This window comes from Ectopseudomonas composti (genome assembly GCF_900115475.1).
GTDB classification, from domain to species: domain Bacteria; phylum Pseudomonadota; class Gammaproteobacteria; order Pseudomonadales; family Pseudomonadaceae; genus Aquipseudomonas; species Aquipseudomonas composti.
Genome location: NZ_FOWP01000001.1, coordinates 77,019 through 94,156, shown reverse-complemented (window position 1 = coordinate 94,156; position 17,138 = coordinate 77,019). Strand labels below are relative to the sequence as shown.

Below are 17,138 nucleotides of genomic sequence, written 5' to 3'. Positions count from 1 at the left end.
TATGCGGCGTATCCGGCGCATCCATTTCGTCGGTATCGGCGGCGTGGGCATGTGCGGTATCGCCGAGGTCCTGCTGAACCTGGGTTATGAAGTATCCGGCTCCGACCTCAAGGCCTCGGCCGTTACCGACCGCCTGAAAAGCTTCGGCGCGCAAATCTTCATCGGCCATGCTGCCGAGAACGCTGAACAGGCAGACGTGCTGGTGGTCTCCAGTGCGGTCAACACCAGCAACCCGGAAGTCGCCACCGCGCTGGAGCGTCGTATCCCGGTCGTGCCGCGTGCCGAGATGCTCGCCGAGCTGATGCGCTACCGTCACGGCATCGCCGTGGCCGGCACCCACGGCAAGACCACCACCACCAGCCTGTTGGCGTCGGTGTTCGCCGCTGGCGGTCTCGACCCGACCTTCGTCATCGGTGGTCGCCTGAATGCAGCCGGCACCAATGCTCAGCTCGGCTCCAGCCGCTTCCTGATCGCCGAAGCCGATGAGAGCGACGCCAGCTTCCTGCACCTGCAGCCGATGGTTTCGGTGGTCACCAATATCGACGCCGACCATATGAGCACCTATGGCGGTGACTTCAATGTATTGAAGAAAACCTTCATCGAATTCCTGCACAACCTGCCGTTCTACGGCCTGGCCGTGCTCTGCGTGGATGACCCGGTGGTGCGTGAGCTGCTGCCTCAGGTCGGCCGTCCGACCGTCACCTATGGTTTTGCCGAAGATGCCGACGTGCGCGCGATTAACGTGCGCCAGGAAGGCATGCGCACCTACTTCACCGTGCTGCGCCCGGACTGCGAGCCGCTCGACGTGTCGGTGAACATGCCGGGCAACCACAACGTCCTCAATGCACTGGCGACCATCGCCATCGCTACCGACGAGGGCATCGACGATGCTGCCATCGTCAGTGGCCTGTCAGGCTTCCAGGGTGTTGGCCGGCGCTTCCAGGTCTACGGCGAACTGCCGATGGACGGTGGCAGCGTGATGCTGGTCGACGACTACGGTCATCACCCGCGTGAAGTGGCAGCGGTGGTTAAGGCCGTACGCGGTGGCTGGCCGGAGCGCCGCCTGGTGATGGTCTATCAGCCGCATCGCTACAGCCGTACTCGTGATCTGTACGACGACTTCGTGCAGGTGCTCGGTGAGGCCAACGTGCTGCTGCTGGTGGAAGTCTACCCGGCTGGCGAGGAGCCGATTCCCGGTGCCGACAGCCGCCAGCTGTGCCACAGCATCCGTCAGCGCGGCCAGCTCGATCCGATCTATGTCGAGCGTGGTGCCGACCTGGCGCCGCTGCTCAAACCACTGCTGCGCGCAGGCGACATCCTGCTGTGCCAGGGCGCGGGCGATATTGGCGCGGTGGCGCCGCAACTGATCAAGCACCCGCTGTTCGTGGGGGAGTCGAAATGAGTTTGCACAGTACCCTCGATCCCAAGGCCTTCGGCCGCGTCGCCGTGCTGTTCGGCGGCAAGAGCGCCGAGCGTGAGGTGTCGCTGAAATCCGGCAATGCCGTGCTCAGCGCCTTGCAGGCGGGTGGCGTGGACGCCTTCGGTATCGATGTGGGTGATGATTTCCTGCAGCGCCTGAACAGCGAGAAGATCGACCGCGCTTTCATCGTGCTGCACGGCCGCGGTGGCGAGGACGGTTCCATGCAGGGCCTGCTGGAATGCGCCGGCATTCCCTACACCGGCAGCGGCATCCTGGCGTCTGCGCTGGCCATGGACAAGCTGCGCACCAAGCAGGTCTGGCATAGCCTCGGCCTGCCGACGCCACGCCACGCCGTACTGACTTCGCAGGCTGACTGCGAGGCTGCCGCCGCCGAGCTGGGTTTCCCGCTGATCGTCAAGCCGGCTCATGAAGGTTCCAGCATCGGCATGGCCAAGGTCGAGAGCGTCGAGGCGCTGATCGCTGCCTGGCAGGACGCCGCTCGCTACGACAGCCAGGTGCTGGTCGAGCAGTGGATCGCCGGCCCCGAATACACCATCGCCGTGCTGCGTGGCGAAGTGCTGCCGCCCATTGGCCTCGGCACGCCGCACAGCTTCTACGACTACGACGCCAAGTACCTGGCCAATGACACCCAGTACCGCATTCCTTGCGGCCTGTCTGCCGAGAAAGAGGCTGAGCTGAAGGTGCTGACCGCGCGCGCCTGCGAGGCCGTGGGTACTCAGGGCTGGGCCCGCGCTGATGTGATGCAGGACGCCAGTGGCCATTTCTGGTTGCTGGAGGTGAACACCGTACCGGGCATGACCGATCACAGCCTGGTGCCAATGGCTGCGCGTGCTGCCGGCCTGGATTTCCAGCAACTGGTGCTGGCGATCCTGGCTGACAGCGTCGAGGCGAGGGGTTAAGCGATGAGCATCGCTCTGCGTCATCAGGACTCGCTGAGGGCTCCGCAACGCGGCAAGCCCGCGCCGCGTGGCGCCAGCCGTCTGGTGGCCAAGGAGCCGATGCGCCTGCGCCTGCCCAAGCCGGATTTCTCTTGGATGGGCCGTTTGCTCTGGCCACTGCTGTTGGTGGGGCTCGGCTTCGGGGCTTACGAAGGTGCACAGCGACTGCTGCCGTACGCCGACCGCCCGATCGCGCGCATCAGCGTGCAGGGTGATCTGGCTTATATCAGTCAGCAGGCGGTGCAGCGGCGGATCGCGCCATTCATCGAGGCAAGCTTCTTCAGCGCCGATCTGCGCGGTATGCGCGAAGAGCTGGAGCGCATGCCATGGATCGCCCATGCCGAAGTGCGTCGCGTCTGGCCGGATCAGATCGATGTGCGCCTGGAAGAACAGTTGCCCATCGCCCGCTGGGGTGACGAGGCACTGCTCAATAACCAGGGCCAGGCGTTCGCACCGCAGGAGCTGGACAACTATCAGCATCTGCCGCAGCTGTCCGGTCCGAAGCGGGCGCAGCCGAAGGTGATGCAGCAGTACCAGATGCTCAGCCAGTTGCTGCGGCCGATGGGCTTCACCGTGGTTGGGCTGCAGCTGCGCGAGCGCGGCAGCTGGTTCCTCTCGGCTACCGAGAATGCCAGCGGCCAGCGTATTGACATCCTGCTGGGGCGTGATCACGTGGTGGAAAAAATGCGTCGGTTCGCCGCGATCTACGAGCGGGAACTGAAAGAACAGAGCGCGAAGATCGCGCGCATCGACCTGCGTTATGCCAACGGCCTGGCCGTGGCCTGGCGTGAGCCGGTGGAGCCGGCCACGGCCGAGCAGAAAGTGAATTGAGGAGAGGCAGGACTAATGAGTAGCGCGCAGAGCGGCAAGATGATCGTTGGCCTGGACATCGGCACCTCCAAGGTGGTGGCGCTGGTGGGCGAGGTGACGGCCGATGGCCAGCTGGAAATCGTCGGCATTGGCACCCATCCGTCGCGCGGTCTGAAGAAGGGCGTGGTGGTCAATATCGAATCCACCGTGGCCTCGATTCAGCGCGCCGTGGAAGAGGCGCAGTTGATGGCCGGCTGCCGTATCCACTCGGCCTTCGTCGGCGTGGCCGGCAATCACATCCGCAGCCTGAACAGCCACGGCATCGTCGCCATTCGTGATCGCGAAGTGAGCCCGGCCGATATCGAGCGCGTGCTCGACGCCGCGCAGGCTGTCGCCATTCCGGCGGATCAACGCGTGCTGCACACCCTGGCGCAGGACTACGTGATCGACAACCAGGAGGGCGTGCGCGAGCCGCTGGGTATGTCTGGCGTGCGCCTGGAAGCCAAGGTGCATGTGGTCACCTGCGCGGTGAACGCCGCGCAGAACATCGAGAAGTGCGTGCGCCGCTGTGGCCTGGAGGTCGATGACATCATCCTCGAGCAGCTGGCATCCGCTTATTCGGTACTGACCGAGGACGAGAAGGAGCTGGGCGTGTGCCTGGTGGACATCGGCGGCGGTACCACCGATATCGCCATCTTCACCGAAGGTGCGATTCGCCACACGGCGGTGATCCCGATTGCCGGTGACCAGGTCACCAACGACATCGCCATGGCCCTGCGTACACCGACCCAGTATGCCGAGGAAATCAAGATCCGTTACGCCTGCGCCCTGGCCAAGCTGGCCGGTGCCGGCGAGACCATCAAGGTGCCGAGCGTCGGTGATCGTCCGCCGCGCGACCTGTCGCGCCAGTCCCTGGCCGAAGTGGTCGAGCCGCGTTACGACGAGCTGTTCACCCTGGTTCAGGCCGAGCTGCGCCGCAGTGGCTACGAAGACCTGATTCCCGCCGGCATCGTCATGACTGGCGGTACGGCGAAGATGGAAGGCGCGGTCGAGCTGGCCGAGGAGATTTTCCATATGCCGGTACGCCTCGGCGTGCCGCACAGCGTCAAAGGCATGGGCGACGTGGTGCGCAACCCGATTTATTCCACCGGTGTGGGCTTGCTGCTGTACGGGCTGCAGAAGCAGAACGACGGCATTTCCATGTCGGTGGGCAGTCCTTACCAGGACGAGAGCAAAACCCCGGTACTCGAGCGCATCAAGCGTTGGGTGCAAGGTAATTTCTAAATTTGCAGTAGGCGTTACAACTAGAAAGGAAGGAGAGGGATCATGTTCGAACTAGTAGATAACATTCCGCAAAGCGCGGTGATCAAAGTAATCGGTGTCGGTGGTGGCGGCGGCAACGCAGTCAATCACATGGCGGTCAGCAACATCGAGGGCGTCGAGTTCATCTGCGCCAACACCGATGCGCAGGCGCTGAAGAACATCGGTGCACGCACCGTGCTGCAGCTCGGCCCAGGCGTGACCAAAGGCCTGGGTGCTGGCGCCAATCCTGAGGTCGGTCGTCAGGCCGCGCTGGAAGATCGCGAGCGCATCGCCGAAGTGCTGCAAGGCACCGACATGGTGTTCATCACCACCGGCATGGGTGGTGGTACCGGCACTGGCGCTGCTCCGGTGATCGCCGAAGTGGCCAAGGAGATGGGCATCCTCACCGTTGCCGTGGTGACCCGTCCGTTCCCGTTCGAAGGCAAGAAGCGCATGGTCATCGCCGATGAGGGCATCCGCGCGCTGTCCGAGAGCGTCGACTCGCTGATCACCATCCCCAACGAAAAGCTGCTGACCATCCTCGGTAAGGACGCCAGCCTGCTGTCCGCCTTCGCCAAGGCTGACGATGTACTGGCCGGTGCCGTGCGCGGTATCTCCGACATCATCAAGCGTCCGGGCATGATCAACGTCGACTTCGCCGACGTGAAAACCGTGATGAGCGAGATGGGCATGGCGATGATGGGCACTGGCTGCGCCAGCGGTCCGAACCGTGCGCGTGAAGCGACCGAAGCGGCCATCCGTAACCCGCTGCTGGAAGACGTCAACCTGCAGGGCGCTCGCGGCATTCTGGTGAACATCACTGCCGGCCCGGACCTGTCACTGGGTGAGTACTCCGACGTGGGTAACATCATCGAGCAGTTCGCTTCCGAGCACGCCACCGTCAAGGTCGGCACCGTGATCGATGCCGACATGCGCGACGAACTGCACGTCACCGTGGTCGCTACCGGTCTGGGTGCGCGCATGGAGAAGCCGGTCAAAGTGGTCGACAACACCGTTCAGGTCGCCGTCAGCCAGCCGGTTGCCCAGCAGCCTGCCGCGCAGCCGCGCAGCGAGCAGTCGGTCAACTACAAGGACTATGAGCGCCCGACTGTACAGCGTCAGAGCCACGGCGGTGCGGCCACTGCAGCCAAGCTCAATACCCAGGATGATCTCGATTACCTGGATATTCCGGCTTTCCTGCGTCGTCAGGCCGATTGATGGAATGTATCAGGAGTATGAAGTTGATTGGTGTTCAGCAAAGGTCGGTTCTGCTATTATCCCCGACCATTGTTGAAAACAGTTCGCAACTAGCGATATAGCGGCCAAGCCATGATCAGACAACGCACCCTGAAGAACATCATCCGTGCCACCGGCGTTGGCCTGCATTCGGGGGAAAAGGTTTACCTGACCCTGAAGCCGGCTCCGGTGGATACCGGCATCGTGTTTCGTCGTACCGATCTCGATCCAGTCGTGGAAATCCGCGCGCTGGCCGGGAATGTCGGCGAAACCACCATGTCGACCACATTGATCAACGGTGATGTCAAGGTAGATACGGTAGAGCACTTGCTTTCGGCCATGGCAGGCCTGGGCATCGATAACGCCTACGTCGAACTCTCCGCATCCGAAGTGCCGATCATGGACGGCAGCGCCGGTCCCTTCGTGTTCCTGATTCAATCGGCTGGCCTGCAGGAGCAGGAAGCGCCGAAGAAATTCATCCGCATCCTGCGAGAGGTGACTGTGGAGGAGGGCGACAAGCGCGCCACCTTCGTGCCTTTCGACGGCTTCAAGGTGAGCTTCGAGATCGATTTCGATCACCCTGTGTTCCGCAATCGTACGCAGAGCGCCAGTGTGGATTTCTCCAGCACGTCTTTCGTCAAGGAAGTCAGCCGGGCCCGCACCTTTGGCTTCATGCGTGACATCGAGTTCCTGCGTTCACAGAATCTGGCGCTCGGTGGCAGCGTGGAAAACGCCATCGTGGTCGACGAATATCGTGTACTGAACGAAGACGGCCTGCGTTACGAGGACGAATTCGTCAAACACAAGATTCTCGATGCCATCGGCGACCTGTACCTGCTGGGTAACAGCCTGATCGGCGAGTTCAAGGGCTTTAAGTCGGGTCACGCACTGAACAATCGTTTGCTGCGTACGCTGATCGAGCAGACCGATGCCTGGGAAATGGTGACCTTCGAGGACGCCAAGCTCGCGCCGATCTCTTACATGCGCCCGGTTGCGGCGGTGTAAAGCTACTCTCTTTCCAGCTTCAGTTGAGGCCACCTTCGGGTGGCCTTTTTTATGGCGTGCCGTTTAGGTGCAGGGCGGTTTTCAAAAAACTGGCGCCATTTACCTGGCGAGTGCAGCAAGGTGAAGTTTGCCGACGAACGGAAGGAGGGCTTATTCGTCCTTCTGCGTATGGCTGGCCAAACGCTCTAAGGCGGCGCGCAGCCTGGGGTCGCTAATGCCTTCGGCCGTTGCCTGGATGCTTTGTGCGGCGCTATTGGACAAGTGCAAGGTGCGACCGGTTCCACGATTCTGGCCGCCTTGCGGTTGCACCTTGAACATGATTTTCGTTAAGGTCGCGAATTCTTCGAGTGCCTGTAGTTGTCGTTGCAGTCTTCTTTGCTGATAACGCAGGCGTGTTGCCCAGTGGCCATCGGTCACTATCAATAGCAGGCAGCCTTCACGCCAGGACGCTACATGACAGTGTTCCCGGGCAGCAGGTTGTAGCTGGCTTTCGACAAGACGCTGTAGGTGGGTAAGGCGTTGCGCCTGACCGAACAGCGCTTTCAGGGGCTTTGCTTCGCGTAACAGCTTAGCGGGTGCCTGGGCCGGCAAGGGACGAAACGTCATGGCAGGAAGCCTTAGGTTGCAGAGCCGTCATGGTAGCAGAGCGTGCTGCCGGCCTGTGTTCTGCGAAAAGGGGAAGCCATGCATATCATCCTGCTCAATAGCCGTCACGGTTCCGCGCGAACGATCAATCTGGACCTGCGTTGGCTGCTGCTATCGGCGGCCTTGCTGCTGGTTCTGAGTCTTGGCGCCGGCGCCGCACTGGGCGCCAAGTGGCTGACAGCCGAACCCGTGGTCGACACCTCGCTGGTCGAAGCGCTCGATCAGCAACGCGAGCAGGTCGGTGTGGTGCGTCAGGATGCTCAACGCCAACTCGACGCCTTCGCTGTGCATGTCGCGGAATTGCAGGCCCGCCTGACCCGGCTCGATGCACTGGGTGAGCGCCTCACCGAGCTGGCGGAGCTGGACGCAGGCGAGTTCGATTTCTCCCTCAGTGTCGGCCAGGGTGGTGCGGAAGATGCGCTGGGCGCTTCTGCCTATGCGCCTCCCCCGTTCATGAGTGCGCTGGACGATCTGGCGCTGCGCGTGGAAAGCCGCGAGCAGCAGCTGGAAGTGCTGGAACAACTGCTTGGCGAGCGCCGTCTGAGTGAAGCTGAAACCCTCTCTGGTCGCCCGGTTCTGCAAGGTTATGTGTCGTCGCCTTTCGGTCGTCGCGTGCACCCGCTGACCGGCCGGGTCAGTGTCCACAAGGGTATCGATTTTGCCTCCAAGCCAGGTAGCGATGTGGTCTCGGTGGCGGCGGGCATCGTTACCTTCTCCGGCAAGAAGAATGGCTATGGCAATGTGGTGGAGGTCAGCCACGCCGATGGCTACATCACCCTCTATGCGCATAACCAGAGCAATACCGTGCAGATCGGTGATCTGGTGCAGCGCGGCCAGACCATCGCCAAGGTCGGCCGCAGTGGTCGCTCCACCGGTTATCACGTGCATTTCGAAGTCAGCAAGGATGGCCGTCAGGTCAATCCCGCGCTGTACATCGCCCGCGCCAGCGGCGTCGAGTGAGCCAAAGGGCTCGTCGCTCTTGAATTGCCAGCATTCATCCCCATATAAAGTTTCACGCCGCGCCCTTGGTTTGCCAGGGATGCGTGGCCTGCGCCATCACACGGCAGCAACGGGCTGACAACGTCACTTTCCTCCCTGAGTTTTCCGGGTAGAATGCCCCCTTCGCCCGCAGCCATGCTGGCTGCCAGGTCGCGATTTGCGCCGACCTCCATCCATTCGCCGGAAGATCCTGTCGATATGTTTGCGCCTCTGTTTAAAAAACTTTTCGGAAGCAAGAATGAGCGTGAAGTCAAACGCTTGCTCAAGGCGGTGCAGTCCGTCAACGTCCTCGAAGAGCAGATGATCGCCCTCTCGGACGAGCAACTGCGTGGCAAGACCGAAGAGTTCAAGGGCCGTCTGGCCAAGGGCGAAACCCTCGACAAGTTGCTTCCCGAAGCCTTCGCTGTGGCCCGTGAGGCCGGTAAGCGAGTGATGGGCATGCGTCACTTCGATGTGCAGCTGATCGGCGGTATGACCCTGCACGAAGGCAAGATCGCCGAGATGCGTACCGGTGAGGGCAAGACGCTGGTCGGTACCCTGGCGGTTTACCTCAACGCGCTGTCCGGCAAGGGCGTGCACGTGGTGACGGTCAACGAATACCTGGCCCGCCGCGATGCCAACTGGATGCGCCCGCTGTATGAATTCCTCGGTCTGTCCGTCGGTATCGTCACTCCCTTCCAGCCGCCGGAAGAGAAGCGTGCCGCCTATGCCGCCGATATCACCTACGGCACCAACAACGAATTCGGTTTCGACTACCTGCGCGACAACATGGCCTTCAGCCTGGAAGACAAATTCCAGCGCGAGCTGAATTTCGCCGTGATCGACGAAGTGGACTCCATCCTTATCGATGAAGCGCGGACGCCGCTGATCATCTCCGGCCAGGCCGAGGACAGCTCCAAGCTGTACATCGAGATCAACAAGCTGATTCCGCGCCTCAAGCAGCACATCGAGGAAGAAGAAGGCGTGGTGACTCAGGAAGGTCACTACAAGGTCGACGAAAAAACGCGTCAGGTCGAACTCAACGAAGCCGGTCACCAGTACGTCGAGGAGATGCTCACCGCAGCCGGCCTGCTGGCAGAAGGCGAGAGTCTCTATTCCGCGCACAACCTCGGCCTGCTGACTCACGTTTACGCCGGTCTGCGTGCGCACAAGCTGTTCAACCGCAATGTCGAATACATCGTGCAGAACGGCCAGGTGATCCTGATCGACGAGCACACAGGCCGTACCATGCAGGGCCGCCGCCTTTCCGAGGGCCTGCACCAGGCCATCGAAGCGAAGGAAGGGGTGAACATCCAGGCCGAGAGCCAGACCCTCGCCTCGACCACCTTCCAGAACTACTTCCGTCTCTACAACAAGCTGTCCGGTATGACCGGTACCGCCGATACCGAGGCGTTCGAGTTCCGCCAGATCTATGGTCTGGACGTAATGGTGATTCCGACCAACAAGCCGGTCGCGCGCAAGGACTTCAACGACCTGGTCTACCTGACCCAGGAAGAGAAGTACCAGGCGATCATCGCCGACATCAAGGACTGCCAGGCTCAGGGCCGGCCGATCCTGGTCGGTACCGCGACCATCGAGACGTCCGAGTACGTCAGCCAGTTGTTGGACAAGGAAGGTATCGAGCACAAGGTGCTCAACGCCAAGTTCCACGACAAGGAAGCCGAAATCATCGCCCAGGCCGGTCGTCCGGGCGCGCTGACCATCGCCACCAACATGGCTGGTCGTGGTACCGACATCCTCCTCGGTGGTAACTGGGAAGTGGAAGTCGCCGCGCTGGAAAATCCAACCGATGAGCAGATCGCGCAAATCAAGAGCGAGTGGCAGAAGCGTCACCAGCAGGTGATCGAAGCCGGCGGCCTGCACGTGATCGCCTCCGAGCGCCACGAGTCGCGTCGTATCGACAACCAGCTGCGCGGCCGTTCTGGTCGTCAGGGCGATCCAGGCTCAAGCCGCTTCTACCTGTCGCTGGAAGATAACCTGATGCGCATCTTCGCCTCGGATCGGGTGAAGAACTTCATGAAGGCCCTGGGCATGCAGTCCGGCGAGGCCATCGAGCACCGTATGGTCACCAATGCCATCGAGAAGGCCCAGCGCAAGGTCGAGGGGCGCAACTTCGACATGCGTAAGCAACTGCTCGAATTCGATGACGTGGCCAACGAGCAGCGCAAGGTGATCTACCACATGCGCAACAGCCTGCTGGCCGCCGAGAGTGTTGGCGACACCATCGCCGAGTTCCGCGAGGAAGTGCTGACCGCTGCGGTCAACAGCCATATCCCGCCGCAGTCGATGCCGGAGCAGTGGGACGTAACGGGCCTGGAATCCACCCTGCAGAGTGATTTTGGCATCAAGCTGCCGATTCAGCAGTGGCTGGACGAAGACGACAAGCTGTACGAGGAAACCCTGCGCGAGCGCATCCTCGCCGAGTTGCTGGCTGCTTACAACGAGAAAGAAACCCAGGCCAGCGCCGAGGCGCTGCGTACCTTCGAGAAGCAGATTCTGCTGCGCGTACTGGACGATCTGTGGAAAGACCACCTGTCGACCATGGATCACCTGCGTCACGGTATTCACCTGCGCGGTTATGCGCAGAAGAACCCGAAGCAGGAATACAAGCGCGAGTCCTTCGCCCTGTTCCAGGAGCTGCTGGAGTCGATCAAGCGCGACGCTATCCGCGTGCTCAGCCACGTCCAGGTTCGCCGCGAAGATCCCGAAGAGGAAGAGGCCCGTCTGCGCCGCGAAGCCGAGGCCATGGCCGAGCGTATGCAGTTCCAGCACGCCGACGCCTCTGCGCTGGTCGCTGAAGAAAGCAATGGCGAAGAGGGTGATGTCGCTGTGGCTGCCGCCCCGGTGCGTGCCGAGCAGAAGGTTGGCCGTAACGAGCCGTGCCCCTGTGGTTCGGGCAAGAAGTACAAGCACTGCCACGGTCAGATCGGCTGATAATGGCAGGTGCGCGCCGCTGAAGGCGCTTGCAGTAGAGAGGGCTTCGGCTATGCTGTCGCCGCCCTCGACGACGCCGCGACGGCTCTGCCGTTCGCGGCGTTTTACCATCTTTCAGACCGCCAGGCGGTCAGCAACGTCTCACAAGGAGCTCACCTTATGGCTGTTGGTCTTGGCCCGCTGTCTACCCTGCACCCGGTTCCTGGTTTCGAGCTGGGCATCGCCTCGGCCGGTATCAAGCGTCCCGGGCGCAAGGATGTGGTGGTGATGCGCTGTGCCGAAGGTTCGCGCATCGCCGGGGTGACCACCACCAACGCCTTCTGCGCGGCGCCTGTACTGATCACCCGCGAGCGCCTCGGGGGTGAAGTACGCTATTTGCTGACCAACACCGGCAATGCCAACGCCGGCACCGGCGCCGATGGTCTGGCTCGTGCGCGTCGCGCCTGTGCGCGTCTGGCCGAGCTGACCGGTGTTGCCGAAAGTGCCGTGCTGCCGTTCTCCACCGGTGTGATCGGCGAGCCGCTGCCGGTGGAGAAGATCGAGTCCGCGCTGCAGGCTGCGCTGGATGACCTCAAGGCCGATAACTGGGAAGCTGCCGCCACCGGCATCATGACCACCGACACCCTGCCCAAGGGCGCCAGTCGACAATTCCAGCACGATGGCGTGACCATCACCGTCACCGGTATCTCCAAGGGTGCCGGGATGATCCGGCCGAACATGGCCACCATGCTTGGCTATATCGCCACCGACGCCAAGGTCACTCAAGGCGTACTGCAGGACCTGGTGCGCGACGCGGCGAACAAGTCGTTCAACCGCATCACCATCGACGGTGACACCTCCACCAACGACTGCTGCATGCTGATCGCCACCGGCCAGGCGGCGCTGGCGGAAATCACCGAGGCGACCGGCGAGCTGTTCGCCAAGCTCAAGCAGGCGGTGTTCGAGGTGTTCATGGAAGTGGCGCAGGCCATCGTCCGTGACGGCGAAGGGGCGACCAAGTTCGTCACCGTCCAGGTCAACGGTGGTGGCACCCATCAGGAGTGCCTGGACGTGGCCTACGCCGTGGCCCACTCACCGCTGATCAAGACCGCGTTGTTCGCCTCCGACCCCAACTGGGGGCGTATCCTTGCTGCTGTGGGCTACGCCGGCGTGGCGCAACTTGACGTGAGCAAGATCGACGTGTTCCTCGGTGAGGTGTGCATCGCCAGCAAGGGTTGCCGTGCGACCACCTACACCGAAGAGCAGGGTGCAGCGGTGATGGCGCGTGAGGAAATCACCATCCGCATCGAGCTGGGGCGCGGAACCTGCAGTGAGACCATCTGGACCACCGACCTGTCCCACGAGTACGTCAAGATCAACGCCGAATACCGCACCTGATTAGTCCCAGCCATACATTATTCCCGCGCCTCATGACCCCATGACGCGCGGGAATTTGCTATTCAGGGGGCGGGCTTTTAACGTCGAGCGACTTCGAGGTATTTCAAGAACGTAGGCGAGGATGCGCAAGATGGCACTGCAACTGGTGATTGGCGACAAGAACTATTCCTCCTGGTCTCTGCGTGCGGCGCTGGCGGTCGATCTGGCCGGTGCCGACTGCGAAGAGCTGCGGGTACGTTTGTTTCAGCCTGACAGTCGCGCACAACTGTTGCGCTATTCGCCCACCGGCAAGGTGCCGGTTCTGCTAACTGAGCAGGGGGCTGTGTGGGACTCCCTGGCGATTGCCGAGTACCTGGCTGAGTGCTACCCCGAGGCACAGCTGTGGCCGCAGGAACGTCAGGCTCGCGCGCTGGCACGCAGCATCTGTGCGGAAATGCACAGCGGCTTCACTGCGCTGCGCAGTCATCTGCCCATGGACCTGGCACGGGACAAGGCACTGGCCGAACTGCCTGACGAGGCGCAGGCCGATATCGATCGCATCTGCGCGATCTGGGCCGGGTGCCGTGAGCGTTACGCCAGTACCGGTAACTATCTATTTGGCCAGGCCAGCATCGCCGATGCCTTCTACGCACCGATCGCCGCGCGACTGCGCAGTTATCATGTGGCGTTGCCGACAACGGCTGCGGCCTATGTTGAAACCATCTATCGCTGGCCGGCGTTCCAGCGCTGGTATCAGGCAGCATTGCAGGAGGTAAAGGGGTGAAGCGCGTTCATGTCGCAGCAGCGGTGATTCGGGGTGAAGATGGACGCATCCTGATCGCCAAGCGCCCACAGGACAAACATCAGGGCGGCCTGTGGGAGTTTCCCGGCGGCAAGGTGGAGGACGGCGAAGCGGTCGAGGTCGCTCTGGCGCGAGAGCTGGAGGAGGAACTAGGCATTCGTCCGCAGGCCGCGCGTGCGCTGATCCAGATTCGCCACGATTACCCCGACAAGCAGGTGCTGTTGGACGTCTGGGAGGTATCGGCCTTCAGCGGTGAGCCCCATGGCGCCGAAGGCCAGCCACTGACCTGGGTCAGCGAGCGACAGTTGCTGGAGTATGAATTTCCCGCCGCCAACAAGCCCATCGTCGCTGCGGCGCGCCTGCCTGATCGTTACCTGATTACCCCGGACGACCTGGAGCCGAGCGAGCTGCTCGCCGGTATCCGCAGCGCCCTGGCGCAAGGGGTGCGGCTGATTCAGCTGCGTGCGCCGAACATGTTCGATCCGCAATACCGCGACCTGGCTGTCGACGTACAAGGTTTGTGCGCCGGCAAGGCGCAGTTGATGCTCAAGGGGCCGCTGGAGTGGCTGGGCGATTTCCCCGCGGCCGGCTGGCATCTGACGGCCGAGCAGTTACGCAAGTATGCCGCGGGCGGCCGTCCGTTCCCTGAGGACCGCTGGTTGGCGGCGTCGTGCCACAGTGCCGAGGAACTGGCGTTGGCGATGCAGATGGGCGTGGACTTCGTCACCCTGTCGCCGGTGCAGGCGACCGCGACGCACCCCGAGGCGCAGCCGCTGGGTTGGGACGCTGCCAGCGAGATGCTCACGGGCTGCAACTTGCCAGCTTATCTACTGGGCGGCGTCGGCCCGGCCGATATCGAACGCGCCTGGCAGGTTGGCGGCCAAGGCGTGGCGGGCATCCGCGCATTCTGGCCGCAGTAGGCTGCGCCGAGCACGTATTGAGGTAGCCCCAGGTGCGTACGGCGCACCCTGCGCAAAGCTTCTGGCCTTACGGTTTGTCTGCCGCCCTCCACAGCACCTCGGCAATACCCTGGCGCTTGGCGATCAGGCGGGCGGCGACGAACAGCAGGTCGGAGAGGCGGTTGACGTAGGCCAGGCCTTCGGCGCGCAGTGGCTCCACGGCATTGAGGTGCTGGCAGCGGCGCTCGCTGCTGCGCGCCAGACTGCGGCAGACGTGGGTCTGGGCGATCAGCCTTGAGCCGCCGGGCAGGATGAAGTTTTCCAGCGGCCCGACCTCTTCGTTCCAGCTGTCTATGGCGGCTTCCAGACGCTCCACTTCCACCTGTTGCAGGGCCTGATACTCGGGCATCGCCAGTTCGCCACCGAGGTCGAACAGGCGGTGTTGGCTGGGTCTCAGCACGTCGCTGACGTCCTTGAGGGCTGGCCAGGTCGCGACCGCCTCGTCGAGTTCGGCAAGCAGCAGGCCGAGCTGGCTGTTGAGGGTGTCCAGTTCGCCGATGGCCTCGATACGTGGATGGTCCTTGCCGACTCGACGGCCGTCGGCCAGGCCGGTTTCTCCTTTGTCGCCAGTGCGGGTGTAGATCTTCGAGAGGCGAAAACCCATGTCTCAGAGTCCTGTGTGGTCGGGTAGGGAGGCCAGCGGTAGGCGCAGGGTGAAACAGGTGCCATGGCCGGGTGTGGAGTGCACCTCCATCTGCCCTTTGTGGTTGTTGGTGATGATGAAGTAAGAGACTGCCAGGCCCAGGCCGGTGCCCTGGCCAACTTCCTTGGTGGTGAAGAATGGCTCGAAGATACGCTTGCGCACCGCCTCGCTCATACCGGTGCCATTGTCCTCCACCTGAACTTCCGCCCAGCTGCCAGCTTGCCGCGTGCGCAGGATGATACGGCCAGGTTCAGCCTCCTCGTCGCGCTGATGAATGGCTTGGGCAGCGTTCTTCAGCAAGTTGAGTAGTACCTGCTCCAGTTCGTTGGCGGTGCCGGCCACCGGGCCCAGCAGCGGGTCGAACTGGCGCACGATCTCCAGGGCCTTGAAGTCGAAGCTGTCGGTCAGGTCGAAGTCATTGCCGGCGATTTCTAGAGCCTGGTCGATCAAGGCCGGCAGGTCGCAGGGCGATAGCTGGCGGTCGCTACGACGGCTGAAACTGAGCATGTGGCTGACGATCTTGGCCGCGCGCTGGCCAGCCTGCTGGATACCGTCGAGCAGGCGCGGCACCTCGCGTGCCTCCATGTATTGCTCAATGGCAGGCAGGCTGAGGCCAGCCTGTTCGGCCTGCTCGAGGTTTTTTTCCAGGCCCGGAGACAGGCGCCGGCGGATGTTCTGTACGTTATGCAGGATAGCGCCGAGCGGGTTGTTGATTTCATGCGCCATGCCGGCAGCCAGGCCACCGACGGAAAGCATCTTTTCCGACTGCACCATCATTTCTTCGAGGGCCAGGCGCTGGGTGATGTCGTCGATACGGATCACCGCGCCACGACCCGCACTGCCCATCAGTGGATAGAAAGTCAGTGCGTAGTGGTGGGGCTCCTCGTCCTTGTGCCAGGTCACGCGCTCGATCTTTTCCACCCGGTGTTGTTCGGCGGTACGTTTGAGCTGTGCGAGGAAGGGTTTCAGCGGCGGGAACGCGAGGAATACCGGCTGGTTCAGCGCTTCTTCCAGGCGTGTGCCGGACAGGTCGCTGGCTTCCTGATTCCACTGCGTGACGTAGAGTTGCTCGTCGAGGGCGATCAGCGCCGAGGGCATGGAGTCGATGATGCTGTTGAGGTAGTTCTGAAAACCGGTGAGCTTCTTCTCGATCTTGCTGCGTACCTGCACTTCCAGCTCCAGCTTGCGGTTGGAGTGGCGGGTTTCCTCGGCCAGGCTCTGCGCCTGGTCGAAGGCCTGTTGGGCGTCGTCGCGGGCGCGCTTGAGCTGCTGCTCACGGGCTTCCATGCGCATCAGCATGGTGTTGAAGGCATCGGCCAGGCTGCCGATTTCATCCTGATTGCCGCGATTGGCGCGTAGCGCATAGTTCTCTTCGCGGGTGACCTGGCGTGAGAGCTCCTCAAGGCGGCGGATGGGTTTGGTCACCAGGCGTTTGATCTGCCTGGCCACCAGCATCCACAGCAGTACGCTGAACGCCAGAATGACCAGGCTGGCGGTCAGGGTTCCGGTGTAGAAGGCTCCAGGCAGTTCGCTTGAGGCCACCAGCAGCAGAGCGCCGGAGTGGCCACTGGGGTGCGGCAAGTCGACCAGCAGGTTGGTGCGAAAGGCGGTTTCGCGCCAGTTCTGCAGTTGGCTGATTTCCTGCGGTAATTGCAGTTTTTCACCGCGCTGCAGCTGCGCCAGGCTATCGCCGTTGCTGTCGTAGATCACCGCGGCACGCAGTGGCGCGTATTCATCAAGGCGCTTGAGCAGGGCCTGGGCCGAGGCTGGCGAATGCAGCGCCTCTTTACTGAGCGTTGGGCTGGCGATGAGTCGACCGAGGGTGTGCAGGGCTTGCGGCGCCATGCTCTCCTGGGTGATCCAGTAGGCTGCGCTGATGAAGGCCAGATTGGCCACCAGCATTACCGCGGCGAGCAGTACCAGCAGCGCGGCGAGCAGTTTGCGGCCGACCGGCAGGTTTTCGAGGCGCTGGCGCAGTCTCATGAGGTTATCGCTATGGCGAGTGGAAGCGGCAGGTTAGCGCGCCAGGAAGGTCATTGCCACGGCCTGGCTCGTCAGGGGGACGGCA

Annotated in this window: 14 protein-coding genes; 11 read left to right on the top strand and 3 right to left on the bottom strand. The window is 62.5% G+C overall.

The features are described 5' to 3' along the window. Position 1: 1 nt before the first annotated feature. The 6 genes from murC to lpxC all read left to right on the top strand — a co-directional run bounded on the left by murC (position 2) and on the right by lpxC (position 6,732). Positions 2 to 1,402: a UDP-N-acetylmuramate--L-alanine ligase gene (gene murC, locus BM059_RS00440; RefSeq protein ID WP_244154371.1), complete on the top strand. Its 1,401-nt coding sequence runs from the start codon at positions 2 to 4 to the stop codon at positions 1,400 to 1,402. Then, complete coding sequence (locus tag BM059_RS00435; protein ID WP_074935994.1) at positions 1,399 to 2,340, top strand: D-alanine--D-alanine ligase; 942 nt, start codon at positions 1,399 to 1,401, stop codon at positions 2,338 to 2,340. The genes murC and BM059_RS00435 overlap by 4 nt, the downstream gene beginning before the upstream one ends. A 3-nt stretch (positions 2,341 to 2,343) precedes the next feature. Continuing rightward, the gene (locus BM059_RS00430; RefSeq protein WP_037004197.1) at positions 2,344 to 3,210 is read left to right on the top strand and encodes a cell division protein FtsQ/DivIB; all 867 of its coding nucleotides are present in this window, start codon (positions 2,344 to 2,346) and stop codon (positions 3,208 to 3,210) included. A gap of 15 nt (positions 3,211 to 3,225) precedes the next feature. Beyond that, positions 3,226 to 4,473, top strand: a complete 1,248-nt coding sequence (gene ftsA, locus BM059_RS00425; protein ID WP_037004198.1) for a cell division protein FtsA — start codon at positions 3,226 to 3,228, stop codon at positions 4,471 to 4,473. Positions 4,474 to 4,515: 42 nt separating this feature from the next. Beyond that, on the top strand, positions 4,516 to 5,709 hold the full coding sequence (gene ftsZ / locus BM059_RS00420) for a cell division protein FtsZ (RefSeq protein ID WP_017678974.1): 1,194 nt from the start codon (positions 4,516 to 4,518) through the stop codon (positions 5,707 to 5,709). Positions 5,710 to 5,820: 111 nt separating this feature from the next. Then, positions 5,821 to 6,732 carry a UDP-3-O-acyl-N-acetylglucosamine deacetylase gene (gene lpxC, locus BM059_RS00415; RefSeq protein ID WP_013714156.1) on the top strand — a complete coding sequence of 304 codons (912 nt, stop codon included), beginning with the start codon at positions 5,821 to 5,823 and terminating at the stop codon, positions 6,730 to 6,732. Positions 6,733 to 6,882: 150 nt separating this feature from the next. Here lpxC and BM059_RS00410 read toward each other — a convergent pair whose 3' ends face one another. After that, positions 6,883 to 7,338: a DUF721 domain-containing protein gene (locus BM059_RS00410; protein WP_037004199.1), complete on the bottom strand. Its 456-nt coding sequence runs from the start codon at positions 7,336 to 7,338 to the stop codon at positions 6,883 to 6,885. Between the two features lie 78 nt (positions 7,339 to 7,416). Between BM059_RS00410 and BM059_RS00405 the strand changes: the two genes are divergently transcribed. From BM059_RS00405 to BM059_RS00385, 5 genes are all read left to right on the top strand, one after another. Next, positions 7,417 to 8,337: a M23 family metallopeptidase gene (locus tag BM059_RS00405; RefSeq protein ID WP_037004200.1), complete on the top strand. Its 921-nt coding sequence runs from the start codon at positions 7,417 to 7,419 to the stop codon at positions 8,335 to 8,337. A gap of 237 nt (positions 8,338 to 8,574) precedes the next feature. Continuing rightward, positions 8,575 to 11,310, top strand: coding sequence for a preprotein translocase subunit SecA (gene secA / locus BM059_RS00400; protein WP_074935991.1), 2,736 nt, complete (start codon positions 8,575 to 8,577; stop codon positions 11,308 to 11,310). A gap of 159 nt (positions 11,311 to 11,469) precedes the next feature. Then, the gene (argJ, locus tag BM059_RS00395; RefSeq protein ID WP_037004202.1) at positions 11,470 to 12,687 is read left to right on the top strand and encodes a bifunctional glutamate N-acetyltransferase/amino-acid acetyltransferase ArgJ; all 1,218 of its coding nucleotides are present in this window, start codon (positions 11,470 to 11,472) and stop codon (positions 12,685 to 12,687) included. A 130-nt stretch (positions 12,688 to 12,817) separates the two neighbouring features. Then, a complete protein-coding gene (locus BM059_RS00390; protein WP_037004248.1) occupies positions 12,818 to 13,450 on the top strand; it encodes a glutathione S-transferase family protein in 633 nt (210 codons plus the stop codon). Beyond that, positions 13,447 to 14,388 carry a Nudix family hydrolase gene (locus BM059_RS00385; RefSeq protein WP_074935989.1) on the top strand — a complete coding sequence of 314 codons (942 nt, stop codon included), beginning with the start codon at positions 13,447 to 13,449 and terminating at the stop codon, positions 14,386 to 14,388. Before BM059_RS00390 ends, BM059_RS00385 begins: the two co-directional genes overlap by 4 nt. Positions 14,389 to 14,455: 67 nt before the next feature. On the opposite strand, the gene BM059_RS00380 is transcribed toward BM059_RS00385, so the two are convergent. Continuing rightward, on the bottom strand, positions 14,456 to 15,031 hold the full coding sequence (locus BM059_RS00380; RefSeq protein ID WP_074935987.1) for a cob(I)yrinic acid a,c-diamide adenosyltransferase: 576 nt from the start codon (positions 15,029 to 15,031) through the stop codon (positions 14,456 to 14,458). Positions 15,032 to 15,034: 3 nt separating this feature from the next. Beyond that, complete coding sequence (locus BM059_RS00375) at positions 15,035 to 17,053, bottom strand: ATP-binding protein (RefSeq protein ID WP_074935985.1); 2,019 nt, start codon at positions 17,051 to 17,053, stop codon at positions 15,035 to 15,037. Positions 17,054 to 17,138 lie beyond the last annotated feature (85 nt).